The sequence below is a fragment of the Stenotrophomonas sp. 10L48 genome (assembly GCF_056395105.1).
In genome coordinates, this window is record NZ_JBFTIX010000002.1 from 372,986 (window position 1) to 398,359 (window position 25,374).

The following is a 25,374-nucleotide window of genomic DNA, read 5'->3' on the forward strand; positions in this document are numbered from 1 at the left end:
GAAAGGCCTGCCGCTGCAACATCACTGGCGGCTTGGCCGAGCCGGAGTCCTATCTTCTACATCTCATCCGCTCAATCTCATTCAGGACTTGCTTGTCTAATGAACCGAAGTCACCCGGAATTTCATTGTCTGTGAAGAAGGAGTAAGTGACGCCAAAGTCGTCGCCATGGAGCACACGATTGCAGGAAACACTGCCCAACGTGTCGCAGGATGCCATTAGCTCATCGTCATCCATGGGTTGTGTTGCGCCACGTGCACTCGAGCGCCATACGAAAATGTGGCTCTTGTCGCCGCCGTCGGGAACGGCAAGCAATCCTTTCTCCAGCATCTTCGCGTCTTGCCAGCCTTCAATAGCGCTCGTACGCAGATGGGATCCTTGGGGGAGGTCGCCAAACCTTCTTCCAGGAAAGTAAGATTTGGCTACCACCGCTACCGAGATCAAATTACCGGGGCCGATACAAGCCTCGCTATGGCTGGAGTAACAGCCATGCAGGGTAAAGCCGCCGGCCACAGGATCCTCATGACCCCGCCGGGAAGGCGTCGCATCTAGATCGCCAGGAATGCAAAAGTCGGTCTTCGCACCATCGACACGATATGAAGTGGGCGAATCCACACATCCGGACCCAAGAGCTGCCACGACACACACAAAAAATCTAGTTGCTGCAACTCGGTTGCGCGCAATAGTCATATACGTCCCGCGTCGTTGAGCCAAGAACATTGATTACCGTCTCCAGAGCATCCGTCTTGTATCCACCAAATGCCCTGGGGTCTGCTCCATTTCTTTCAAAGACTCGCTCGTGGAACTCTCCGATGACACTCCTGTCTAACATTACCGGATTCTTCTCAGTTGCACCCGCCTGGTCCAGCGCCTGCACATGCGCTCTCGCAAGATCAATCCTTATGGCCTCCATCTTAAACGCAACCGCAATTGCCTGCGTGCTTGTCATAGTCCGGGGGTCAGTGCCCATATTGCTGGCAATGGAATTTGCGAGAATTCTGTTAGTGATTTCTGAGAGCCGAGCATTCAGAGGATTGGAGCCACTATTGCCTGCCACTTCGCCTGCGCGTTCCGCATACTTATCGCCGCCCGATCCCGCCAATTGATAATATGCTTTCCAATCGCCCGACACGGCAGCCGCTCTTTCCTCAACAGTAACCCAGCAGCCCTTGCCGCTGCATTCGCGACCATCGGGATCTCGGTTTGTGTAGGGATTGCTGTTGGCGTACCAGTAGCGATTGAAATTGTCCCCGCGTGGTCGAGCAGCCACCGGGTCGACCGATAGAAAGCGTCCGATTGTCGGATCATAGTAGCGCTGCTGCATGTAGTTAAGTCCCGTCTGGGCATCCGACACTTGGCCGGTGAAGCCTGGCTGATCATCGCTACCTGCAACGAGCATGGATCCATATGGGTCATAGAATGATTCAGCTATCAGATTTCCGGATGCGTCCGACTCTGCCACCGGGGTCCCCAAGGCATCGGTATGCACGTATGTGACTGTCGCCTGTGCATACACTTCAGGACTGAGCGCCCCGCACATCAGCATCAACGAGATCATGTGGCGGGTAGCTATGCTGGCTCGATTCATTCGCACTACCCTCCAGTTGCGGAAACGGCGGGGGCCCAGGCCGAGCACCCTATGGGCTTGCATGCTCTCACTTGGAACGTAGCGCCTGCAGGAACGCCCGTGTAGTCGATCTGCACCGACGTTGCAGGCCCCGAATAGGCCCCCCTTCCTGTGACTTCGTACCAGGCAGCCCCGGCCACTGCATTCCAGCTGACGAAGTAACGCACCTGCCACGGCGGGAATGCATTGGTAACCACGAAGCGCGCGGTGAGTCCGGTTGGTGTTACAGGCGGAACATTCACTGCCACCGCAACTGAGCCACTGTAGCCGCTGCATCCCCCTTGATTGCATGCGGCGACCCGGTACGCATAGGTACCATCGCCGCGACCGGAGATCACCGCAGAAGTACTTCCGCCGCTATAGACCGCCGTCCATCCTCCGCCATTCGCGCTCTCTTCAACTACATAGCTATTGGCTCGATCAACCGCGTTCCAACTGACCGTGTAACTGCCGGTGCCGGAACTACCCGGACCGAATAGCGCCGGCTCTGACGGTGGTCGCATCACTACCACGTTCAACGCCGGCCCCTGCGGCCCGCAGCCCCCATCGTTGCAAGCTGCAATGCTGTAGCTGAGGCTTCCATTTGCGCGCCCAGTCAATGTCGCGCTGGTGCTGCCGCTATTGAGGATGGCATTCCACCCACCGCCGGATACGCTTTCGAAGAGCCGGTATGTCGTCGCAAGGGGAACCGGCGACCAGTTCAGAGCGACACTTCCATCATTGGATAGAGTCGGGCCGGACAGATTGGAGCTGCCTGTCGGAGCACGAACGACCCGCACAGTCGCGGGGCCAGTACTCGGCCCGCACCCGCTGCTGTTGCAAGCGGACACGCGGTAGGCGTAGCTTCCGTCTGGCTTCTGTGAGAATTCTTTCGCTGTCGCTGCGCCTGTTGCTGCCACGATCCAGGCGGAGCCACCGCTGCTTTCTTCCAAGTGGTAGACGCTCGAGCCGGATACTGAAGACCAGGAGACGGTGTAGGCACCGTTCGCAGACAGTGCGGGAGCACTCAATCCAGCGGGTGATTCTGGGACGCGCAGCACCTGCACCGACGCCGTTGCACCGTACTCACCGCAGCCGGCGGCATTGCAGGCACGTGCGCGGTAGGCAAATGTGCCGTTGGGCTTGCCGGCAAAGGAGCGAGAGAGGATGGCGTCATTCTGGATTTCGGCCCATCCACTTCCTGTTGTGGACTCCTCCAACCTATAAGTCTGGGCGCCGGCCACTGCTGGCCACGAGACGCTGTAGTTGCCGTCTATTGAGAGCCCAGGCGCGTTTACGGAGGGCCCAGCTGAAGGGAGCGACTGGACCGAAGTGATAGCAGTGGCACTCCAGCCGCCACAGGCCGTAGCGCGACAGGCTCGCACACGGTAGCCGTAAGACCCGCCAGCCCTGCCGGTCACTTCTCTCGTCCTGTCAGGCCCGGAATAGATGTTGGACCACGCGCCGGCGCCCGCTTGCTCTTGCAGATCGTACCGGCTGGCTTGGGCCACCTCTGACCAGGAGACCGTGTAGTTGCCGCTGGAGCTCTGAGCAGGCGCACTGACCACCGGGGTCGCGGGTGCCGTCGATGTTGTGGCCTTCGCGACCAGACTTCCATTTAGGTAGACGTACTCCACGCTACTGGCGGTGCGATCATTGTCTTGTCGACGAAGCACCCCGTCATTTCCGTAGAAGGATGCGATAGTGCCAGAGTCAGCCGAGGACAGGACTCTTCGTCCGCTACCGTCATATCGATAGCTTTCCTTCCCCACTGCTGTGCGAAGTCGGTTGCCGTAGTCGAACTGAAATCCTTGACCGTTCTTGACAGAAAGATTTCCCTGCACGTCGAAGGCGAGCCCCACTACCGTCGAGCCGCTACTGTTGATGATGTTGGTCAGGCGATTGTTGCCGTCATACCAGTAGGAAAGATCCTTAAGGCCTTCAAGTCTGACCGCACGGATGTTGTCCAAGGCGTCGTAGCTATAAGTAAGCTGCCCATTGCCACCGAAGGCGGTTGAATGGGTGGACAGCAGGCGATCCTGCGAGTCATACGTCATCGAGCGAGTGCGCGCTGCGTTCAATCCATCGGTGATCTGCGCTACGTTGCCTGCAGCATCGTAGCCATAAGTGTTATTGAGAACCCCTGCGTCGGAAACACTGGCTGGAAGCTGTCTCCCGTTCTGTTGCATTGTGTGCACTATCCCGTTGCCGTACACAAACCGGCTCATGCCACCATTAGGGAAGTACGTGACGCTGGATACAAAGGCGCCCGCGCGTGTTGGCTGACCCAGCGCATTGGGAGCGTATTCAACGCTAAGCCCGCTTGGATAATGAACACCGGCCAAGGAAGCGTGTGGGTCGTAGACGTACCCAACCGACCGTGCAGGCATTCCCGTCTGTTCGATCGATTCTCCGGTAACGAGGCGACGCCTGTTGTAGCTGTAGGTATTCACCACCTGGCTACTACCAGCATCATTGCGCGTGGTGACTTGGGCGACCTTGCCGTCGGCGGTGTAGCTCCAGATCTGGTCACCATTGCTGTCCGGAAACGACAAGGCGAGCAGGCGATTTCGGGCATCGTACGATCTGGAGACGCGTCGCGGAGCTACCGACGCCGAGCTGCCGTCTGGCTCGCAGCCGGTACTACTCGCGAGGCCGGACGCAGACCAGGCAACGTTACCAGCTCCGTCGTAACCGACGAGCGTAGCTCCTGTCTCAGGCTCTACTGTCCGACACAGCTCTTGGGCCGCGTTATAGGAATAGGCTCGCGTAACCTCCAGGCTGCCATCTGCGCTGCCGCGGCGAATGCTCAGCGGCTTTGCGAAGGCGTCGCGATCAATGACTGTCAGCCCTCCTTCCGGTTGAAGGATCCGCGTAGGACTATCGAAGGAGGGCTGATCCAGCATGCGATACCAGGTCCGGATCTCGGCCCCCCTGGGATTGCGAGCAAGGGTGAACACGCCTGACGCGTCTCGTTGATAACTGAGTGACGTGGTGAGGTCACCCAACTCGGAGTTCTGAGTAACAGAGGTGGTGCGACCTAGTGCGTCATAGACGGTCCAAGTGCCACGATCACTATTGGCTGTTGCTGCAGGATAGGAGGAGAACACCGTCCTGCCTTCGTTGTCGTACTCCCTGCCTGTGAATCTGATGGTGCCTGGGTCGGCGGCGTCGTACTCCGAGACAATCAACGGTCGCCACAGTGCGTCGTAGTACGCGATGGAAACTCGGTTTCCAGTAATGGTTGTTTTTCGCCAATGGCCAGCCGCAACGCCGTACTCGTCGCCCATGACCTGAACAAAGCTCTGGTTCATCGGGCTCCAGGCGGTGCTATCTCCACTCGGGTAGTCAATGCCCGCCACCCGTCCCATCGCGTCATAGCGATATCCGGTCGAGAACCCGTTCTGATCGGTGACTTGGCTAATCCAGCCGCGATCATCCACGACAGCGCTTTGCGTTGTGCCATCAGGGAAGCTGATCAGCTGCGGAACACCGCGCTTCCAAGAGCCCAGCACGATAGTGTTCCCATTTCCATCGCGCACGTATGCGATGGTGCCATCAGTGTTGTAGCCAAGCGATTGGGTCAACTTCCCAAATGCCCAGAACTGCGTGGGTCGAGAGGTGACAGGATCGAACGTCGCCTGATCGGCGAGGACGCCATTGATCGCACGAGTAGCAACTTGACCCAGAATCCACGAGCTTTCGTTGTCATGGTAGCTCAGGGTTTCCAAGGTAGTGGCGGCCCAGGCTTGTGGAAGGCTGGCCGTTGCAACCAGAGCAGCTGCGAGCAGCGTCTTGTGCGGGTATGTGCTTCTACGAGGCGATTTACGTGCCATACGCTTCCCTAAATTGTGGGACGCAGCGCACGAGCGCTGCCATTCGACTGCCTGTCGTAGCTCACCCTCAGGGCGAGCTGGATCGCGTGATCTTCAGCGGCCTTGCATAAGCGTCAAACTGATCCACGCGATAGAGAAATGTATTTCCATCCTGCGTGGTGGTGCGTGACTCCAATGGCTTGGGTAGCTCTTCTTCCTTCGAGCATGACCAACAGGGATTGCTGCCAATCCGGGCATAGCTGCCGTCCGAGCTACGCCGGTACTGGGTGTCTATCCGCCGCAGCACTCCCTGCGTATTCCCGCGTTCCTCACTCAGCAGCTGGCCTTCGAGATCTCCGTACTTCTGACTGAAGGTGAAGCGATCCCAGCTGCCGTCCTCGCGAGTAACGGTGAGTGCGCGCGTCTCGGGGCACGGCGTAGTCGAGCAGTAGACATGTTGTCCAGTGTCCAGGCTCGCAGCAAGCGGCGTGTACTGGTAGCTCCATGTCATGGTCGCGAGCCCGGGCCCTGAGATGACCTTGCGATCCAGTGCCAGCACGGTCAGGAGGTGGGACTCCACCGGATAGAAGATCTGCGTGAAGGGCCGGCAGGTGTTCGGCGCATTGGTTCTGCCATGAAGTCGGTAGCTCATTTCAAATGTGCCCCTGGCTCCTGAAGGATGAGTCATGACCACCGTTGCGGATGAGCTTGGACCAGGTGTGAACGGCACAAAGTCTGCACAGTTCCTCCAGCCGCCAATGGGGTTATCGAACGCAGCTCCGGCATCAAATGACCAACTCGATCCATCTGGAAGTGCCACGCGGGTGAGCTTGCGATCGACAGTGCTGCCGGTGTACTCATAGTTCCAAGTGCGGCCATTGGCGACGACACTCTGTACCCCGTCAGCCCCTGAGTTCACCGTAATGGAGCGGCCGTCGCTCGCGCTCATCACGACCTGACTTGGGGAGTAGGTGAAGGTAATGAAGTTGCCGTTCCTGTCCTCGATACGGGTCGGCAACGCGCGGAACTCACGCAGTCCCATCGTGCTCGTGTAGTTGAAGAAGCCATTACCGTAGTTCGCGGTCATGGTTCCGCGGGGTATAGCCACAATGCGGTCAAACCAGTACCTGTCCCCATTGGGGGCATGCGCCATGAAGGCCTCCCCGCTCTCGCCGTTGCTGGTGCTCGGAAGGCAGGAAAACACCCAGCGATCAGCGGTGGTCCAGTGATAGGCACGACCGTCCGTAGGTTGCTTGGCACCCGCAGCCATGATGATCATGGGCTTGCTGTCGCTCCCGGGAAGGCTCAGGGAGAGCCCGCCCCAGAAAAAGTGCGGATCAAAGGAGAAGCCGACGTTTCCTTGCCCGCCACTCACATACTCGGATGGAGCGCTGGCCTGCTGAGGTGAATTCAGTGGGATCGAACAACGACGTAGTGGCTCGCCCGGCACCATGGACACCCAGCCACTCTGCCCAAACATGCCTGAGATGTAGGGCAGGTCAAAATCCCAGTCCCTCATCGATTTGAGGGTGTCCCGGCGCCCGCCCATTTTCAATGTGCGCGAGAACCGCATTGGCAATGCGTTGTTTCCAGGTAGATCAACATCAACCTGGGTGAACTGGATGCCGCCCGTATAGAGGCTGACCCTGTCACCGAACAGGTCGTTACCCAACACCGTGAGTTCGCTCAGGCCCTTGAGCTTGTCTTCGTAGAAGACGCCCGCCTGCGATGAGGTCAGTGGCGCGCCAGTCTGTGCTTGAGCAGCGGCAGCGAGTGTCAGCAAAAATAGATTGAGGACAGCACTGATGACTTTGGAATGCAATGACACGTACGTCTCCATGTAGCGCTGGCTGAGCGGCCAGACATGATCCGGTGACTACTAAGTCTGCAACAAGACAACTTCAGGGCTTATCGGATAGCAATGAGACATCGCCTGGACAAATGCTGCCAATAGAGCCTCATTCATTGCGCTTTACGCACGAACTACCCGCGCTGCGATAGCTGCGCTTAAGAGTGACAGTCACGTTCCCCTTGCAATGCGGCGGACACTATCTCAAGTAATGACGGCGCGCAACTGGCTTTGGTTTGCGCCTCCAGCCAAGATCAAGTGAGCATCGAGTGCACGCGGGAGATCAGCTCATGACTATTGAAGTAGTGACACCAGTTGCAGCGGGCTGACAGCGGCGCGCTTTGGACGACCCATATGACGATGCGACCGACCAGGTAACCGCAGCGGGCGCAACACCATCGCGATGATGTAGTGGCGGGCAAGCTTGGATAGACGGAATACTTCAATCACCAGCCACTGATCGTTACCCGCTTCTGGCCGGAGGCAGACGTGCGCAGGCGCTCTGTCCGGTTCCCGCTTAGAGGCTCAAGCGGTCGTTTGCATGGCTGGGTTTGGTGTTTGCACTAGACTGGAGGCGAGGGCATAGTTCTTCCGTCAAAATGGAGGAATAAGCCCCGCCACGGCAACACCATCTGAGCAGAATCGGCTGTTGTCTGCGGCAACGCAATCGGCGATGGAAGCCGAGCTGGGCCGGAGGCTGACCTCTGCGGAGAGCGACAAGATCTGGAACACGGGTTCTTTTCACGGGCTTGAGATGATCGACATGGCGATTCACTACGCGCAATTTGTTGATGCTCTTGAAGCGTATCTTGCCGGGTTGCGGGAGCGCGATCCGTTGCCCGAGCGTTTTAGGGCCTAGTGCATTCCGCGCCGATCCGCTCGGTGAGAACTGTCAGAGATTGCTGGAATGCGGCCGCAAACAGTTGGCCACCGTCTCTCTCGTGGCTTTGAGCGATCGAAGGGAGCAATCTGGTCCACGTGTCGGGCAGAAGCTCTTGATCTTGGTGCGTTAGAAACGAAATCCGCAGGACATACTCCATTGCCTTTAGGTAGCCGCGGTGCATCTCAATTGCGGCGTCGCAAGCATGGAGGCGATCAAGGATCTTTGTAATCTCGGAGGTCATGGCAGTCTGGACAGGAGGGGAAGGGGAGGGCGATAGTCTGCGAACGTCCAGACGAGCCTGCCGTGAGCCTCCTCAACCTTCTACTCACTCGTGACCACCTTGTCGTCGCAGTGGATACCTTGGCAGAGGATGCTCTCACAGGGAAACATTCAGCAGGAGCAAAGCTGCTGCTGATCCCTCAGCACAACCTGATACTTGCTACGCGAGGTTCTACGCAGTTCTTCCTCCGCATTTATGAGCTAACGCTGCAGGCCAGCTTCCGCGCAGATTTCACAATGGAACAGCTATCTACCGAGCTGGGGTTAGTGGTGGACCAGCTGTGGCCGAACTACGAGAAGGCGGCAGCCGAGGCAGGATTGCCGATCGAGCAGCTCGGAGCCGAGTTGGTGCTTGGTGGCTGGTCGCCGAAGAACGGCCGGATGATGGCCACGGGATATGCGAAGAGTGACAGCCAGCGTACTTGCGTGGTCCAGCCGATCTGGGGCCAGCTGGCGTCCCTAGGCGAACCGCTCCAGTTCGTAACTCCCAGCATGGCCCAGACGGATCTGCTGGCCCATGCGCGCCTGCAGAGCAGCTACCTCAACAGCGGCTGGGACGGAGGGTGGCAGGGGGCCGACTGCTGGCTGGGTTCCTGCAGAAGGGGCAGTCCGTGCTCAAGGATCTAGGAGAGATTTAGGTCGTTGGCGCCAATCCGGCTAGCGCCAGGATCCGATCCCGCACTTTCTCCCATCGCTGCGGGACCGTAGCATGCTCAAGGTGAGCCGTAGATTAGGAAGATTTATCGAGGGTAGGGAAGGGCGGTCTCCGACCCAAACCGTTCGTTGCCCGGTCAAGGCAGCGGACGTATGTGAAATGCGTTAGATTGTCGAGAAGAATAGGTGCTCATGACGAATCATGCTCGTAGGGGAATGCATGTTTGGGCGAATTGAATCCATCTCTCAAGCGGCAGTCTGGGACGGCTACGACGGGCGAACGAGCGCAGCACCGGACTTCGCGCGTTACAACCTGATCTATGGCTGGAATGCTTCCGGCAAGACGACCCTTTCCCGTGTCTTCGGGCTATTGAACGGGCCGACCATAAGCGGGCTGCCGGCCGGCGCACATGTGCGTGTCAGCGTGGGACAGGGCGTGCTGGATAGTCGGAAAGAGCAAGATCGGGGGCAGGTTCCCGTGCGCATCTTCAACCGGGACTTCATCGACGCAAACCTGCAGCAGGCAGACTACACGCACGCGCCCGCCTTGTTCATCGTGGGCGAAGACAACATCCGGCTGAGTAACCGCATTGTGTCGCTGTCCCGACGGCGGGACCGTGTGGCGGCAATGTATCGCTCGGTCCAAACAAAGCAGAGTGAGACCAGTACCGCCAGGGAGAAAGCGGCCACGGACTTGGCTAGGGAATGCGGAACGGTTCTAGGTGTCCGCGACTTTCGTGCGCCCAATCTGAAAGGTATCCATCAACGGCTGACCGCACCGGCTAACCACCTTCTCAACCTCGCCACGTTGCAAGCAATGGTCGGCCAGGCGCGCGACCAGAGTGAGTTCGCTCCCATTCGCAACCTGCCAGAGGTGGTGCCTCCGCTCCCGCCTGGGGTAGATGACGTCGCGAAGTTGTTGAAGGAGACACCAAAGCAGAACACGATCAAACGCTTGTCTGACGACCCCACGCTGAGCGACTGGGTACGCACCGGTCTGCGCTTTCATGAGCACAGTACGACCTGTGCATTCTGTGGAAACGATGCAGCGCAAGCGCTCGAAGCCTACGCGAACCACTTCTCCGACGAGTATCGCCACCAGCACGCAGCCATCACGGCGGCAATCGGACGGTTGGAACAGCGCAGGCCGGCGCACACCTTGCCGCATGAGAAGGAGTGGGTCCCCGATGTCCGGGCCAAGGTCAAGGCCGCACTGGGTCGGCTCACGGCTTGGGAAGCTCGGGAAAGCGAGATCCGTGGGAGTTGGGCTGGCCTGCTGAACGAGAAGCTTGCCAACATGGTGACGGCCTACACCGTGGAGGCAGTTGATGATCGAGCTCCCGAGTTGACGGCCATCTTTGCGGAGCTTCACCAGGCAAAAGATGACCACAACCGCGCGTGTGACGAACTTGCCGCCAGACGCCGAGGCGCAGCCGAGAAAGTGAAGGAGCACTTCGCAGCCCGATTTGTGCTCGACCCCGGAGCGGCGGAAGCGGTCGCGTTCTTGAACCAGGCTGAAGCGGAGCTTGGACGCATCAAGACTGTCGGGCAGAAAATTGCAGCGCAAGCGGCGGCGGTAAATTCCGAGCTACAACGTAGCTCGGTGGCCGCAAGTCAGATCAATGGACTGCTGAGGCGCTTGCTTGGACCGCGCATCTCCGTCGAGCAGGCTCAGGACAATCGGATCCAGTTCATCCGCGAAGGTCAACCCGCCATCAATATGAGCGACGGTGAGCGGACAGCGATCTCGTTGGCTTACTTCCTGGTTAGCTTGGGGCAGAACGGTCAGCGGCTTGAGGATTTGGTCGTTTTCGTGGATGACCCGATCTGTAGCCTAGATGCCAACCACATCTATGACGTGGCTTACCTACTCATTACGAGTCTAAAGGTGTGTCGGCAGCTATTCATTTCGACGCATAATTCGGAGTTCTTCAACACGGTTAAGCAAGATTGGGCTGACCGTGCAGGAAAGTTTCGCAAGGATCATGAGGCGTATCTTGTCCATCGTGAGAACGCCGGCGCTAGCCAGTTGATGGGGCTTCCAGCCCACTTGGCGAAGTTCCGATCAGACTATCATCACGTCTTCTTCTGCCTTCGCCAGTTCCACGCGAGCACAAGACCCGATGTAGAAGCATACCTAGGTTGCCCAAACCTTCTCCGGCGTTTCTTGGAGATGTATCTTGGGTTCAAGCGTCCTACGCCGAAGAATTATCTCTCCAAGTTGGACATTTTATTCGATGACGAAGTGGAGAGAAACGCAGTCGCAAGATACGTGGACGAGGGGTCGCACAGCGCATCAACGCTCCGTCTGCTCGAGTTTTCCGACTTCCCCGCAATGTCGCGGGGAATGGTCGAGCGCGTGATGCGGGCAATGGAGCGTGTGGACCCAGATCACTATTCAGTGTTGATAGCGGAAACCGCCTAGATATTTATGTCCGCTTCTGGCCGGAAGCGGACATCGGCGGGGCAGGGGATTAGGAAGATTTATCGGGGGTAGGGTAGATCGCCTCACAACCGGCCTTAACCCCATGTGTTTGGCAAACTTGAAAGTTGCGTCTGGAGGATGCGTGTCATTTGATCGCGCGACTGAGCTCTCTTTTGATCGGACGCAAGTGTTCTGACGAGTTGTACCACCCACTCTTCTGTTGGTTTATCTCGTCAAACGCTTGCCTTAGTCTACAAATAACTTGAGGATTATTCAGTTGGCTCGTCAGGGTCGCGTGCTGGCTACGGATTGCCGGCGACTCGAAGTCGCTTCTTGGACCCATCGGCAGGGCCTCAAAAGCTCGCTGAACTAGGTCGCCAGAGCCGGACCCTTGCGTTCCGTCAGCACAAAATCCAGCACCGGCCGCGAAAACAATGAGACGAAGACAGCGAGGGAGGTAAAGACTTTGGTCGTGATCCGAATCACTCAAGACCGATACTAACTGCAAGAAGCCATAGGCACACATTGAAGGCTTCTCGTCAGCTCTGATCTGACACAACGCTGCGATCTCTTCATCATCGAGCCAAGCCCAGAGAAGTGTTCCGCCAACGTAATCCGCATGCGTTTCTTGGCCAAGCGAGGATGGCATCTTCAAGTGTCCAGCAAAGACGTGAATGATCTCATGGCCATACGCAGCCAGCACGGCGACGATAGTCGACGAAAGGAGATAGTCGGAAGCTTCTTTCGGCGGCATACCTCCTCGAGTCGGCGTGATCTCAAGCAGCCTGCCAATAAAAGATATTGGAATTGAGATTCGATATGCCTCGCCATCGCCGACCTGGGTAGCCATCGGTAGCGCTGATCTGTCGGCGGTCAGTCTGGGGATGAAGTTATATTTCAAGGACTCCGCAACTTGAGAAAGAGCCTTGCGTGCAGCCAAACGCATGGCCCTGTCGGCCGCCTTACAGATTGTCTGAATGACCTCAAACTCGAGATCGCTCAAGTGCGAGCCCGCCTCTACCCGATACTGTTTAAGATTCGACTCAAGTTCGTCTTTCGATGGCTTTAAGTTCGAAGTACTCATCCGGATATCAACCGTTTGCGGGTGCAGTCGTTGCTATGGAGCTGATCCAGCTGGTCACTAGCGTATCAAACAATGCCAATATAAGAAGTATGAATAGTTGGAGGAAGATCGAATCACCGCCGATGATTACCACTCAAGACCAGTCATTGGTATGCGACAGCTGTCAGCCGAGCACGGCCTCAACCGTGAAGAAGTAGGTTGCGAGGATTTATCGAGAGTACGCCGCTATGTGCTTTTAAGGCATCCATTGCCTTAATTATTAGATGAGCGGGAGTAGGCGGCAAGGGTCCCTAGATGGCGTCATGATCGCAACAGCGGAGCGCGCGCGCGTCGCAGCAACATGCAAATTGAAACGTGCTGACCGCTCTGGGTCAGCACCATTAGTGCGAAGGTATCGATTGTACAAATCCTCGAATACAAGCACTTCGTCGAACTCCTTTCCCTTGGCCTTGTGGATCGTCATGACAATGACGCCTTGCTGAGTTCGTGAGTTAGCAGCGAACTGATCCTCCACCAGAGCGGCGCGCAGAAGTTCTCTTGCATTGAAGTAGGAGCCATGAACGCGCCACGCCTCCGCCAGGCGGGTCTCGATCTGTGTTCCGCGGCGCAATAACCTCATGTGTCGTGCCTCTGCGGCTACTGCTTGAATTTCTGTCCTGGCGTTACCTGCCATAAGGTTGCGAATGGACAGCCAGTCAGCGAATGGGTCACCACTCAACGCGAAAGCTTCAACCTCAGCAACCAGTTGGCGGACGCCGGCTCCAACTGCCCGGCCGTAGCCGGCATCACCGCGTAGGCGGACTCTTGAGGCTCGATCCCGGAGCTTTCGAGCTGTTTCGATCGAAGTCGCAGACGCACGTTCTTTGCGACCTGTTTCCAGAAGTGCCATTGCTTCCAAGACGTCAGCGCCGACGGATCCATTTGGGGCCCGTGGTTCCAGCAGCAACGCAATGACCATGCCCGCAAGCATCGGCCCCTCCATCGATACTGCGATATCAACCGGATAGCTCGGCAGGCCATTGGCCTCCCTTCTCATGTAATCAAAGACGTTGACTGCGAGCTTGTTTGTCGGAACGAGCACCGCGATTGACCATTCAGATCGGCGGCGATATCTACCTGCGGTGCGAAGGACGCGTTCTTTCAGCGGGTGAAGACTCTGGCCACCGTAGCCCACAATGGAAACTCCGGCATAGGGTTCAGCCCGGTAGTTACCGCTGATGACTGCATCGGCGAATTGCGTGATGTCTGTCCCCGCGCTACGGTTGTTCTCGCCTTGAAAGTCAAAGACCGAAGGCTGAAAGGATTCGATGAAATCATCGAAGCGCCTGGGATCGGCACCCTTGAAATCATAGATGCGCTGCTTGGGGTCACCAAGGGCGATCAGGGTGCTATGCCGCCCCAAACGACGGATCATTGCCCACTCCTCTGCGTTCGTGTCTTGGAACTCATCGAGAATGATTACCGGATAGGCGTCGCCAATGGCGCGCGCAACCACGGGGAGCAGGTCGAGTAGCTCAGCGAGAAGGATTGGGAAGAGATCAAACGCGACCAGCCCTTCTTCTTCGAACAGGCGCCGTAGCTCGCGTGCGCGGTTCTGGTCGGGGACACCCGCTAGACGCGATCGCTCGTGAGCTGGAAGGAGTAGCGATACTCCAGGGCGTACGCCAAGCAGGTATGCATGACTTCGCAAGATCGACCAAGCGAAGCCGTGGTAGGTATTGATTTCGATGCGAGTCAGTTGATCTCGCGGCAGCGATGCAGTTGCTTGCTCAGCAACACGCGCTACAGTGGCGCGCGCAAAGCTGATGAACAGAGACTTACCCGTGCTGCCAAGTCGACCCGCTGCCAGTTCTTCACACGCCTTAGCGAGCGCAATGGTGGTTTTGCCTGAGCCGCCCCCCCCTCGCAGCGCGATATGCCCCTCAGTCGCGAGAAGGCGCCGCCGTTGGTCGCAGAGAACAATGGCCATTACGCTCCCCTTTATAGCGCCACGGGCGGCACGATGAAGGGGAGGGGCAGGGCGGGGGGCGCAGCCGGGCGTTCTACCATCTCGCGCAGGCTGCGTAGTGTGTGAACGATGGAGGCTGGCATATGCCCAACCTGGCACTGATCAAAGAACAGTGTCAGGTAGTCATCTCCCTTTTTATGGCGCATCAATGTGATGAATGGCTCTACATAAGCCTCATTCGGACTGCCTTCGGGAGGAACAATGCCTGCCAATGCATGTGGCCACTCTTGGTTGCCTACTAGCCATTTGACGAACCAGCTCTGCATATCGACTTGAATCTCCGCTCTTAGCAAATGCTCGAAACCCGCATAGGGCTGCTCGAAGGCCCGATCGCATGACGCCGCGATCGCCGCGCGTGCACCTGCCAACTGCTGGTCGAAGATAGTTGCGACTGTCTTTCCTAGCTGACGGAAGAAAGCAGCGAATGAGGCAACGTTGGTCTCGCCACCAGCGTCGAATGGCACCCAGCCGAGCGAGTCAAGCCGCTTGAACTGATCGGGCGCGAGGAATGCGATGCGCCGGGAGACTGCGCTGTATGCGACGAACTCCGTCTTTCCTTCAACAACGACGACGCGACGGGCGAGTAGCGCTTCACAGAAGCGGGTGCGGAAGCCGTCGCGAAAGAGCTTCAGTTTCAGGTTGGCCGGAAGCGAAACAGGTGTTGCTGACATCACGCCAGTCAGATCCCGCCGCATAACCGTCATTTGCTCAGGCTCGAACTGCTCGATCACGTAAGGCGAGTGCGAAGTGAAAAGCGCCTGTGAGGCAAGCCCGCGGACCTTGTCGACAACGCGTTGCTGGACATGAGGTGGCAGCGAAAGTTCGGGCTCCTCCATGGCAAAGATCACACGTCCCCGGCGGCGCTCTGCGATAAGACCAAGCATTGAGAGAACCAAGGCATTGATCGTGCCAGAGCCCTGATGCTGGAACGGAGCGGCGTAGCCCTCGACACCCGTTGCCAGGAATGATTTCAGCACTCGCCTAAGATCCTCGCGTGTCAACTCAGAAACTCGCAGATGCGGAGCATGTGCCCATTCTCCGGGCACGATGTCTCGCATGGCTTCCTGAATGGCATCAAGAATTCGCCCAAACTCCTCATCTTCGGCGCCGACAACATCCAGAGGGCGTAGCTTGTCGAGCAGCCCCTCCCACATTTTCGTCCGGACCTCGTAGGTTCTCAGGATGATGTCGAGAAGCGAGCCGCGTTCCATCGAGAGCGCCCGCGAACCAGTGCGAAGGGCCCGAAGATGCAAGAAGCCGAACTCGCGCTTGTCACCGGAGCGACATTCACTCGTAGCCTTCCCATCCTCCGACCTGGGCACGGCAAACCAGGTTTTGGCTTCGAACTCGTCCCCATCTGGATCGTACTTCCCCTCAAATCGGACGCGGACTGCGGGCACGACGCCCTCTTGGGCAACTTGCTGAGCTTCGCCAGGTCCCAGCAGCCGCTTATCTGCCTCACGCCAAAATTCTAGGTGTGCCCGGAAGCGCTGGCAGTGCTCGGCGTCCAGATCGGCAATTACAGCCTCGATAACAATTCTGGGAGCTGGCTCGTCGCCAGCGGCTTGGTAGGCCCCGCCGAAGAAGTCGTGCTCGTCAATCACCTGCTGCCGGGCCAGTCGATCAGAGCCAATGGCCAGCTCGATTGCCTCAAAAACGGTGGACTTGCCGGTGTTGTTGTCACCGAGGAGGACCGTAGTCCCGGCGAAGTAAAGGGTAGCGCTGCGGATACCTCGGAAGTTCTCAATCTCGACACGTGCAACGCGCATGGCTTCTCCTTATCCGTAGTCGCCCGGCAGTCCGTTCCGCCGTCTTCACTGTACAGAATATGCTAGTGCAGGGTATCCGTCCTCTTGCCGTCGCCCCTTCGCTGACGCTTCGTCAAACAGCTCAGAAGGCATAGTTTGGGGTATCGCTTTTTTACTAGGCCGCTTCAGTTAGTTTTATTGAATTCAATAACTTGCGCATGGCAGGCATTGCCTTAGAGGCGTTGCCGTTCAGTCCTCAAGCAAGCGAGCAGCAGGGTTCGCCGTGGCACCGCCCGTCTGGAAGTACCCCACGACACTCGAGACTGACCGGTGCTCGGTCAGCTGCATAATTGCCGGCAGCGCGACGCCTTGGCGACTGGCCTCAGTGACGAAACCGGACCGCAGGCTGTGGGCCCCAAAATCCCCCTCCAATCCCGCCAGGCGTGCCCGCCGCTGGATGATCTCTCCTACCGCAGCGGGGGATAGGGCGGGGCCCACCCGTTGTTTCCAGAGCCTCCGGAAGATCGCCCCCTCGGTGAGGCCTGATGCCTCCAGCCAGTCCTGGAGGGCGAGGGCGGCCCGATCCAGCACCGGCTTGTCCGGCGTGGAGGTCGCGGTGACGCCGGCCTGCTGGGTCTTGCTGTGCTCCAGCCGGTAGATATAGCCGGCCGCGCCGATTCGGCGCAGGTCACGCAGGTCGGCGGCGGCGATCTCACTGCGGCGACGCCCGCCGCTGGCAAACCCGAAGCAGAGTAGAGCGCGATCCCGAATTCCTTTTGCGTGGGCGCTCGCCGCGCTTGACCGCGGCCCGCGCCGCGCGGCTGAGCACGGTGCGGATTGCCGGCTGCTCGCAGGGATTGGTGGCTTGTTTGAGCCGGTGTGCGGTGGACAGCACGGCAACGTGATGGCGCACGGTGGCCAGGGTCCAAGGCCCAAGTTTGGCTTTCAGGCCGGCCGCCACCAAGGCCTGATCGACGACCGGCTGCTGGAGCACGTATTCCTGTTACCTTGAAGTCCATACATTTCAACAGTCTACTGAGGCGGAGCCCCATAACCTAGCAATCTGAATAGAGGGCGCCAACAGGTATATGTGTTACTTATTCGCTGGCTACACGTACTTCTGTTACTAGTTCAGCGCGGACTTTGGTACGACCGCCCAATCGGTTGCGCCCCAAGCCTTTCGGGAGTAGCGTGGCGAAGCACGCCAGCGACCTTTCCTCACGCAGTGATAGGAAATCGGCCTGGACCATGTTGACCGCGAAGCACAACCAAGCCCGAATGCATCCTGTGGATGCCTAGACCGCTGCCCCTGCGGCGAGGTCTGTTTGGAGCAGGGTAATGAGCGTTACGACCAAAGCCAGGCAACGCCGACTTGGTGTGCGGCAAGCCCGGACAAGCAACTCAGCAAACCTCTGGACGCTGCAGTCTCCGGCAGCTGAGTGCCCGGTGACGCTGAGTGGTGACTTGAGGATGAAGCTCTTCTTCTATTGCGAAGGCGACGCAAGCGTCCGTGAAGCAGAGTTTCGCGAGCCACTGATACAGGTGCACCTAGGCAGCGGCTCAATCTGCCTTGATGCGCTCACTACACTGACAGATGGCTCTATTCAGGCACGGTTGATCGACGATGGATCAGACCGGGCCCGGCGGGGTATCGAAGCGCTGACTGCAGAGTGCGGCTATTCAGTTTCTGTTTTTAGTACACGTGATTTTGGTCAGGCGAAGATGAGGATCCGCAACTGGCAGGCGGCAATCTCTGCTTTTCACCGTTGCCGCGGTTCCGATCTCAGTTCTCTGGCAAAAGAAGTCGAATCGATGGTCCGGCGACGGGGCAAGGCGACCCTGGGAGAGGCCATACGAGGCCTTAAACAAGCGCACCCAGCGGTGGTGGTAGGAGCTGCGGTTCTTGCGCTGCGCGCCCGATCCATCAGCTCGGACATGGATGTCCACCCATGGTCTGTGCACACAAGGCTGTTCAGGTGTGGACATGACCCCGGCCATTAAGTTCAACCGGAGGACGCTCCCGGCAGAATTTGCGGACTACAGAGAGTGGCCGGCTTGTGAAACCAGTCTGCTGGACCAGGCTGATCTGGTGCTGTTTCAGCAAAGACGCCAAGCCCTGGTTGCGTACTTAAGTGGCCTCCCAACTGCCGCGATAGCCTCTCGGTTCGGAATCGAGCGTACTGAGGTACTACGGTACCTCAATCGCTGCGTCGCGATCATGGGCGATGGCCAAATTGTGGGTTGGGCTGGCATCCTCAAGGGATTTCGCACGCAAAAGCCAACGCGATCCAAGCCGCTAAGCGCGATGCCAAGCCTGTCATTCGGCGGCTATACGGGCGCCCTGTCAGCATTGTTCGCTGCGCAGCCGGATGTTCAGTTCACCCTGGACAAGTACCTCGCCACTGGCATCACTCCAGACGGGGCGAAACAAGGGCGTGTTACGAGCAAGAAGGCACATCAAGTCTTTCTCGATCTCTGTCGTGGTTCCGGCTTGGGCAAGAATGCATGGCCATTCTGTGTCAGTCGGCACGGCAGAGAGGCCATATGCGAGTACGTGAAGCAGTTCTTCACTGCGAACCACGAGAGGGTTGCATCCCTGCAGTACGGCGAAGAGTGCAGACAGCGTTCAAGGAGGCCCGGCGGACAACCCGAAGGACCCGTGGCCTTAGCCCCGTTTGAGATAGTGGAGGCTGATGAGCATACGGCCGACATTATCTTTGCTGTGGGCGTGAGAACTCCAAAGGGAATCAAATACGTTCCCAGCCGCCGAATGACGCTTATCGTCATCGCTGATAGGTTCACCAACTTCATTCTGGGCTGGGACATCGTTGTCCGCCGGACAATTTCCAGCTCCGACTTCCTCAGGTGCATCGATCATGCGTCCGCTGGACAGTGCCTCTCGAACGAGCTGCAACATGCACTGGAAGCCACTCTTTCGGTGGAGGCTGACGCTCCTGAATTGCGCCTTGGATTTGGCAGCCTATTTGTCGACAACGCGCTCGCGCACCTATCAGACACAGTGGCCGACAGGGTTAGGGCGGAGACTGGCGCTGCTATCTCTTTCGGGGCGATTAGGCGACCGAAACGCCGATCGCTTGTCGAGCGGGTGTTTGGTTGGATGGCATCGAATGTTTTTCAGCAATCACCTTCGACCACGGGAAACAGCCCAACGGACACCAGGCGCAACCAGCCGGAACGTAAAGCGGTGAAGCATCAGGTCACCCTTGAAAAGCTGATGGAAGAAACTTCTAAGGCCATTGCGCGCTGGAACTCAACGCCTACAGAGGCCAACTACGGCAGCAGTCCCACTGACCAAATGCTTGAGTACTATGCCCCTGGCTCCGGTTGCTTGGCCCCACTGGGGCCGCCTCGCCCCACGCTGACACCTCCGCTTCGAGTGGAGGTGGCCTCCGCCACCGTTAGGGGGTCCCAGAAGAAGGGCAGACTGCCTCGCGTCAGCTACGCGAGCGTCGAGTACGGCTCTCCCATCTTGGCCACGCGCTGGGATCTGATTGGGCAGGCGGTCACGCTCCATGCAGATCCCTACGACATCTTCCGTATTCATGCATATACAGGTGACGGAAGGGAGCTTGGTGAGCTCGTGCCACTGAGCTCGCGGTGGCGGTATCCGCACTCCCGAGAGCTCCGAAGATTGCTTAGATCCAAGATCGAAGGCGCTCGGGACCAGCCCTTTGCCGACATCGTTGGCTTGGAGCTTCAAGAATTAGCTCAGAAAGCCTTGGATACTTGCACAACAATGCCCCGAGCCACGCACGCAGCGACTGTCCTAGCTGAGGAGGGGAGGAAGGGCTACAGGCCCGACATGACGACGACAACTTCCGTCAAGCGGGTTGACACACAGACGTTGGCATCCCGGATCCGTCGGTCAAGAAACATTGACTTCACCGTCATCGGAAAATGATGAGGTCGCAAATGGAGATCAACGAGAGCATTGCCGCCATCCAGGCGTCTTACCCATCTTTGCGAGACCACCACCCCTTACTGATGGCATCGGCGGTGCTTCCCACCGGGCCGATAAAGGAGGTGTCTCGTCTGGTGTTTGACCGGGCGCAGCGATTTCGGTCCTCAATTGCGTTTTGGGCGCATCCGTTGTGCGGCAAGTCTTCTTGTATCTATGCGCTGCAGAAGCTCGCCCCTATTCAGTACCCTGGATCGGCATTCGTTATATACGAGCCGACTTCAAAGGACGTGGCGGCTGAGGGCGCATTGATCGAGGATCTTCTCTCAATGATCGACTATGAGCCCCGCGTCCTTCGCTCTCTCGCCGGAAAGCGCGATCAACTGCTTCGGGCTCTTTATGCACTGTCTGTCGCAGGAAGGCATCTCTTCTTGGTCATTGACGAAGCACAAAACTTGCACGTCAAGGACCTAGGCTGGCTGAAGCGCATCGTGAACTGGCTAACCACGCACGAGGTCAAAGTTACGGTTGTCCTTTTTGGTCAAAGCCAGCTTTGCTCGATGCATCAACGTTTCATGGCAGAGATGCCAGATCTGACCGTCCGATTCATGGCAGACCTGGTTGAGTTCAGAAGTCTGCAAGATGCGACTGATCTCCGCGGAGTGCTCAAGTCGTGCGACGAGGAGACCGAGTACCCCTCGGGGTCCGGTTGGTCATATACGCAGTACCTATGGCCACTCGCGCATGCCAACGGGTTCCGCTTAGCCAGTTGCGCTGTGGATCTTTACGACGCATTTCGGTCTCAGTCCGCAGGCGCTGTTGATCACGAGGGGATCAGCATGCAGTGGGTAGCCGAGGCGTTGATGTTGGTGGGCCAGGATGGTGAGCGCAGTGATACTGAAGGAATGAGCATTCCGCGTGACACCTGGGAACGCGCCATTCTTGATTCTGGCTATCGAACAAGGACCCCTGCTGCGTTGGCCGCGACAGCGATGGGAAGGACTCGCGGACGGAGGTCGCCATGATCGCGTGGACGCGAAGTCTGATCGATGCCTACTGTTCCTCGTGGACCATTATCCAGACTGTGGAGTGGCTCAACTGCATTGATGTGATGTGGATGCCGGTGTATCGAGAGTGGCGAGTGCCACTCGTGCGATCAAAGGTATATCTCGCTCAACGCAGAGCAACCGAGAGGAAGCCCGCCGAAGGTACTGAGCAACTTAGCGACGTTCAGTCCGCGCTGGGTGAGTGGTGCCGATGGCTGAAGGATGAGCAACTTCGTTACTGCCCAGTCTGCATTCATTCTGGGCGTCACTATCAGTACCAACAGGATGAACGATTTCTGCGCTGCGTCTTGCATCAGAGGCGTTTGCTATTAGGCTGTCCCCACTGTCGTGGCGCGCTGGACACAAGAGGATCCCTAGCTCATGGATTTACATGCAATTCTTGTGGCGAGACACTGCTGAAGTACCCGATACCTGGTTCGTTTCAGGGCCGAAAGAGTCTCTCAAGTACAGATAAACTTGATGAGCTGCACCAATGGCTTAGAGATGCCAACGCCTCTCTCCTCGGATATCAAAGAGCTTGCACTGGGCGCACGTTGATATGCTGGGACGGCGAGAAAGCGGATAGCCATGCTGGCGCATACTGGTATGCGCTTGCTCATTTTCCCAACACAATGGTGCAGAACGCACTAGCACCGACGTCACACTCCTTCAGGCAATTTCCAGCAACTCCACTTGTGCTGCCGCCACCGGCGGACGACTGCAAAGCAGTGGTCCGCCCCTATCAGGACCTGCTCAGGTGCGTCGCGCGTCAGATCAGGCGCACCTATCTAAAGGGGCACTCCCGCTGCCGCGTTTATGCAATGAGGTCCGTGGGCGGAGGCCGATCTCGGATCAACTCTAGGTATCCGGTTACGCTCAAGCCTCATCTGTGCTGCCTTGGTCAAGCGTACGCGTTATGGCTACTCCAGCGGCGCGAAGAGCTGCTCGAAATCTCGGAACAAATGACCATAAGGGGTCTTCCAGACTTTGAGGTTCCAATGCGTCTACCCGATCTGCACGCAGCGGCAGCCAGTTACATCAGTTCTTTTGAAGCATGGGTGGCAGATCTTGCTCGAATTCAATCGCGAGTTCGACGCTCCAACACGCAGCCCATGCTGTGCGACCCGTTTAGCTACTCCTCGCAATGGGCGCTGCATCAACCTGGTGCAAGCTGGAGTTGCCCCACGCACTTGCGAATGGCGGGGCAGAAGGATCATGGCCTCTGCGACAGAGGGCGCGTTCAGAAGGAAGATTTCGAATTGGTCATAGCCATGGGTCAGTTCAGGGAGCGAATTCTTACCAGGCTTGACAGACCGCGGCGACGCCACGGGCCAGCCGTCTCAGACATCCCGCTCTGAAGGTGCCGCGCAGTGCAGTCGCCGAATGAACGGTCTTGCCTAGGTGGCGGCCGCTCGCACAAGGAGAGGACAGCACGGCGCGATCACCCGGTCAGTCGAGGCCCTCGCCGCTGGTCGCCACCAGCCCTCGAGGTCTATCCGGGTAACTTTCGCCTTCTTATACGAGCGCTCAGCGCGCTTGTGCGCACTTCGGCGGGTGCTGGCCAGTAGCTGCATTACTCCGGAAGCTTTCCGATGGAATTGTTCAGCCGCTGCAGCTGAAGGGGCTTTCCCAGCACCGAAACCCGGCGGGGGAGGAATCAATTGCCATGGCCGCGGTCAGCTCTTCAGCCCGGACACTACTAGGCTCTGACACAGCGCGGCCGGCAACACARCTGTTTGATTTCCAGCCCGTGTAYGTACTTATCCGATGCTTGAACACGGGTCTTCGCCAATCGCAGCTGCATCGCATCTACCGCCCCCAACGCGAGGAACATCTTCCGCCGCTACCAGCTCTCACGTAAGTTGCCCTCGCTCCGCTCTTCGCCTCGTTGATAAGGGTTCGTTATCGAGGGCGCAGGGTGCAATCCGCGCATTGAATGTGATCCCCTTGCCGAGATCCACATCTCGCCGGCTACCTAAGTCGCAGAGCTGCGCAGATCTCCCTGCACCACTGGCTCATTAGCATCTGGAGAAGATCGCTCAGATGAAGGCGAAAGCAGGTCGCGTCAGCGCGGTGCTGCCAGCCATCGTCGAGGTGAAGGATTGCGTGAACCTTGCCGATGATGGACTTGACGCCCAGGTGGATCCGACGCCGGTAGCAATGGAATCGACAAGCGCTGCGGATGTCGCCGGAGTTCGGAGCACTGCGCAGACCAGGGCGGTTGTTGCTCGGCTTTCCACGGCCAGCAAACTGGTTGATGTGCGGATGGGTGCTGGCAGTGCATCGGCACTGAATCGGGAACGAGTTGCAGACCTACCCGTTCGTGCGGTCGATGGCCATGTTTCTCCGCTTTCAAGGGCGCATCGATCAAACACGTGACTGGGGAGCCGGAGATCGGCCGGGACAATCTGCAGCCGACGACCGCAGTCATCGCGTGCCTGGAATGGCAGGGGCACCCCAACCTAATAAACATAAGGCCGATTGGGCGATTCATCCGTCCGAAGGACCGTGGGTGCGGAGCGCCCATAGCCCTTCAATGCATGCCTGCAGCGCCCAGCCAAGGCAGCCCGGGTGGAGAATTCACGGACGAACATCGATCTCGTAGGTCAAGGCTCCGCTCCGATGCCGGTCATCGGGCGCGGCGGGCCTTGGAGCGGGAGAGGCACCCGTACGTACGCGCTGCGCGGTGCGAAGCACGAACCAGAATCCGGATCATTACTTCGCTGAGTCGCTGACCACCTATGAGCGGACAAGACTATCCGCCGCTGCTGACAGAAACTTCACAGCTTTCTTGCGTTTATTCGACAACAGGGACGCGGAGAGCGGAGGGTCAGTCATCTGGATGCCAACGTCGCTCAGGGAGGGGGTGCGCGGTGTATGAGTCTGTGGGGCAGTATCTGGTGGAGTGGCACGCAGTCGGAGAGCAACGAGGGCGGGAAGGCACTTGGAGCGGAACGTGGCAAGTGCACATGCCCGGCTCGCGCGATTGCAGCAGGCCAGTTGTTCAGGGAACAACGAACGCGACATGGAGCTATTGTGAGGCAGTTGACGCCGCGAAGCGGCAAGCCTTACATGCCGCCGCGGCACTGTGCGCAATGGAGTAGGTGCCATCGTCTTTTGCTCGCCGCTTGGCTGTCGACCATCGAGCCCTCAATCCAGCCGGCGAAGGCCGCAGCCAGGTGAGCCGGACTGGCTGGTTATCTCAAGGCGCGCAATGACGTCAGCGAAGATGCCCAGTCGCTGCTGGGTCAGTGGCAGATTAGTTGCGAGCCGATTTGGATGTCTATCGGGGGATGACAGGTACCCACTAGTGGTCGGAAGCGCGCATTGAGCGGTTCGCGCGATTAGGGACTGTTATTGAAGGAGAGGAATCTCGCATCCCGCTCGACCAGAACGCGCGGACAGAGCTGGCAGGGGGGGCATGCCGCTCATACGTCCCAACTGATCGGGCCGCTTGGTGGCCCGCCCACTGGCAAGCCCCTGTGCTGCGGAGACGGCCGGCTTCGACTGACCACCTCCACAATGTCTGTCGCATTTCGGGGCTTTCCTCTTCGTCGGGTACATAAGGGGCGCGTTTGACGAGGCTGATGGTTAACGAGTCCTTGGCAACCACAATTATTTTCGAGTGGCTAGGACGATGACTCCGGTAAGGACCAGAGCAATTCCGGTCCACTCGCGCAGCGCTGGCCGCTCGTTGAGAAGTAGTACCGAAGCGACAACAACCAGTACCACGCTGAGCTTGTCCACCACCGCCACCTTGGCTAGCTCTCCGATCTGAATCGCGCGGAAGTAAAACATCCACGAGGCGCCCGTCGCGAGAGCGGACAGCACTAGAAAGAGCTGTGTCCTCCCTGGCAGCAGCAGCGGGTTTGACCACTTGCCAGTGAGCATCACCATCGGAAGAATGACCGCAGCCACTATCAGTGTGCGGATCGCCATGGCGAGATCCGAGTCCACCCCCTTGACGCCCACTTTGGCGAACAATGCTGTTGCAGCTGCAAAGATGGCCGACAGTCCGGCCCAAACGAGCCACGCGGGAACGTTCAGCACCTTGAAGTCC

At 58.2% G+C, this 25,374-nt stretch carries 15 protein-coding genes and 1 pseudogene; 7 read left to right on the plus strand and 9 right to left on the minus strand.

Annotated features, from left to right (window positions below; all coding sequences use genetic code 11):
- Positions 1–49: 49 nt before the first annotated feature.
- The 4 genes from AC1DCU_RS05085 to AC1DCU_RS05100 form a co-directional block, all read right to left on the minus strand.
- Complete coding sequence (locus AC1DCU_RS05085) at positions 50–613, minus strand: hypothetical protein (protein WP_140226987.1); 564 nt, start codon at positions 611–613, stop codon at positions 50–52.
- A gap of 40 nt (positions 614–653) precedes the next feature.
- Positions 654–1,586, minus strand: coding sequence for an RHS repeat-associated core domain-containing protein (locus AC1DCU_RS05090; protein ID WP_223482462.1), 933 nt, complete (start codon positions 1,584–1,586; stop codon positions 654–656).
- Positions 1,587–1,591: 5 nt separating this feature from the next.
- Positions 1,592–5,440 carry a wall-associated protein gene (locus AC1DCU_RS05095; RefSeq protein ID WP_442251927.1) on the minus strand — a complete coding sequence of 1,283 codons (3,849 nt, stop codon included), beginning with the start codon at positions 5,438–5,440 and terminating at the stop codon, positions 1,592–1,594.
- 67 nt (positions 5,441–5,507) lie between these two features.
- Positions 5,508–7,247 carry a hypothetical protein gene (locus AC1DCU_RS05100; protein ID WP_140226989.1) on the minus strand — a complete coding sequence of 580 codons (1,740 nt, stop codon included), beginning with the start codon at positions 7,245–7,247 and terminating at the stop codon, positions 5,508–5,510.
- Between the two features lie 694 nt (positions 7,248–7,941).
- On the opposite strand from AC1DCU_RS05100, the gene AC1DCU_RS05105 reads away from it, so the two are divergent.
- The 3 genes from AC1DCU_RS05105 to AC1DCU_RS05115 all read left to right on the plus strand — a co-directional run bounded on the left by AC1DCU_RS05105 (position 7,942) and on the right by AC1DCU_RS05115 (position 11,509).
- Positions 7,942–8,127 carry a hypothetical protein gene (locus AC1DCU_RS05105; RefSeq protein ID WP_032974784.1) on the plus strand — a complete coding sequence of 62 codons (186 nt, stop codon included), beginning with the start codon at positions 7,942–7,944 and terminating at the stop codon, positions 8,125–8,127.
- A gap of 327 nt (positions 8,128–8,454) precedes the next feature.
- Positions 8,455–9,057 carry a hypothetical protein gene (locus tag AC1DCU_RS05110; protein WP_442251928.1) on the plus strand — a complete coding sequence of 201 codons (603 nt, stop codon included), beginning with the start codon at positions 8,455–8,457 and terminating at the stop codon, positions 9,055–9,057.
- Between the two features lie 247 nt (positions 9,058–9,304).
- Positions 9,305–11,509 carry an AAA family ATPase gene (locus AC1DCU_RS05115; RefSeq protein WP_442251929.1) on the plus strand — a complete coding sequence of 735 codons (2,205 nt, stop codon included), beginning with the start codon at positions 9,305–9,307 and terminating at the stop codon, positions 11,507–11,509.
- Between the two features lie 145 nt (positions 11,510–11,654).
- Here the strand turns inward: AC1DCU_RS05115 and AC1DCU_RS05120 are convergent, their stop codons facing one another.
- From AC1DCU_RS05120 to AC1DCU_RS05135, 4 genes and pseudogenes are all read right to left on the minus strand, one after another.
- Positions 11,655–12,593 carry a hypothetical protein gene (locus AC1DCU_RS05120; RefSeq protein ID WP_442251930.1) on the minus strand — a complete coding sequence of 313 codons (939 nt, stop codon included), beginning with the start codon at positions 12,591–12,593 and terminating at the stop codon, positions 11,655–11,657.
- 259 nt (positions 12,594–12,852) lie between these two features.
- Positions 12,853–14,562, minus strand: a complete 1,710-nt coding sequence (locus AC1DCU_RS05125) for a UvrD-helicase domain-containing protein (RefSeq protein WP_478013507.1) — start codon at positions 14,560–14,562, stop codon at positions 12,853–12,855.
- 11 nt (positions 14,563–14,573) lie between these two features.
- Positions 14,574–16,370, minus strand: a complete 1,797-nt coding sequence (locus AC1DCU_RS05130; RefSeq protein ID WP_442251546.1) for an ATP-dependent nuclease — start codon at positions 16,368–16,370, stop codon at positions 14,574–14,576.
- A 228-nt stretch (positions 16,371–16,598) separates the two neighbouring features.
- Positions 16,599–17,343: pseudogene (locus AC1DCU_RS05135) on the minus strand (site-specific integrase).
- Between the two features lie 476 nt (positions 17,344–17,819).
- Between AC1DCU_RS05135 and AC1DCU_RS05140 the strand changes: the two are divergent.
- The 4 genes from AC1DCU_RS05140 (at position 17,820) to AC1DCU_RS05155 (ending at position 23,693) form a co-directional block, all read left to right on the plus strand.
- Complete coding sequence (locus AC1DCU_RS05140; RefSeq protein ID WP_442251547.1) at positions 17,820–18,350, plus strand: hypothetical protein; 531 nt, start codon at positions 17,820–17,822, stop codon at positions 18,348–18,350.
- Entirely contained in the window at positions 18,334–20,271 is a 1,938-nt protein-coding gene (locus tag AC1DCU_RS05145) for a hypothetical protein (protein ID WP_442251548.1), read from the plus strand. Before AC1DCU_RS05140 ends, AC1DCU_RS05145 begins: the two co-directional genes overlap by 17 nt.
- Before the next feature lie 11 nt (positions 20,272–20,282).
- Positions 20,283–21,293, plus strand: coding sequence for an ATP-binding protein (locus tag AC1DCU_RS05150; protein ID WP_442251549.1), 1,011 nt, complete (start codon positions 20,283–20,285; stop codon positions 21,291–21,293).
- A 2,064-nt stretch (positions 21,294–23,357) separates the two neighbouring features.
- Positions 23,358–23,693 carry a hypothetical protein gene (locus AC1DCU_RS05155; RefSeq protein WP_442251550.1) on the plus strand — a complete coding sequence of 112 codons (336 nt, stop codon included), beginning with the start codon at positions 23,358–23,360 and terminating at the stop codon, positions 23,691–23,693.
- 1,236 nt (positions 23,694–24,929) lie between these two features.
- On the opposite strand, the gene AC1DCU_RS05160 is transcribed toward AC1DCU_RS05155, so the two are convergent.
- Positions 24,930–25,364, minus strand: coding sequence for an EamA family transporter (locus AC1DCU_RS05160; protein WP_442251551.1), 435 nt, complete (start codon positions 25,362–25,364; stop codon positions 24,930–24,932).
- Positions 25,365–25,374 lie beyond the last annotated feature (10 nt).

What these genes read in the sequence shown, in the direction of transcription:
- AC1DCU_RS05090 (WP_223482462.1), bottom strand. Translation starts at nt 1,586, where the DNA reads ATGAATCGAGCCAGCATAGCTACCCGCCACATGATCTCGTTGATGCTG.
- AC1DCU_RS05095 (WP_442251927.1), bottom strand. Translation starts at nt 5,440, where the DNA reads ATGGCACGTAAATCGCCTCGTAGAAGCACATACCCGCACAAGACGCTG.
- AC1DCU_RS05105 (WP_032974784.1), top strand. Translation starts at nt 7,942, where the DNA reads ATGGAAGCCGAGCTGGGCCGGAGGCTGACCTCTGCGGAGAGCGACAAG.
- AC1DCU_RS05115 (WP_442251929.1), top strand. Translation starts at nt 9,305, where the DNA reads ATGTTTGGGCGAATTGAATCCATCTCTCAAGCGGCAGTCTGGGACGGC.
- AC1DCU_RS05120 (WP_442251930.1), bottom strand. Translation starts at nt 12,593, where the DNA reads ATGAGTACTTCGAACTTAAAGCCATCGAAAGACGAACTTGAGTCGAAT.
- AC1DCU_RS05125 (WP_478013507.1), bottom strand. Translation starts at nt 14,562, where the DNA reads ATGGCCATTGTTCTCTGCGACCAACGGCGGCGCCTTCTCGCGACTGAG.
- AC1DCU_RS05130 (WP_442251546.1), bottom strand. Translation starts at nt 16,370, where the DNA reads ATGCGCGTTGCACGTGTCGAGATTGAGAACTTCCGAGGTATCCGCAGC.
- AC1DCU_RS05140 (WP_442251547.1), top strand. Translation starts at nt 17,820, where the DNA reads ATGAAGCTCTTCTTCTATTGCGAAGGCGACGCAAGCGTCCGTGAAGCA.
- AC1DCU_RS05145 (WP_442251548.1), top strand. Translation starts at nt 18,334, where the DNA reads ATGACCCCGGCCATTAAGTTCAACCGGAGGACGCTCCCGGCAGAATTT.
- AC1DCU_RS05150 (WP_442251549.1), top strand. Translation starts at nt 20,283, where the DNA reads ATGGAGATCAACGAGAGCATTGCCGCCATCCAGGCGTCTTACCCATCT.
- AC1DCU_RS05155 (WP_442251550.1), top strand. Translation starts at nt 23,358, where the DNA reads ATGAAGGCGAAAGCAGGTCGCGTCAGCGCGGTGCTGCCAGCCATCGTC.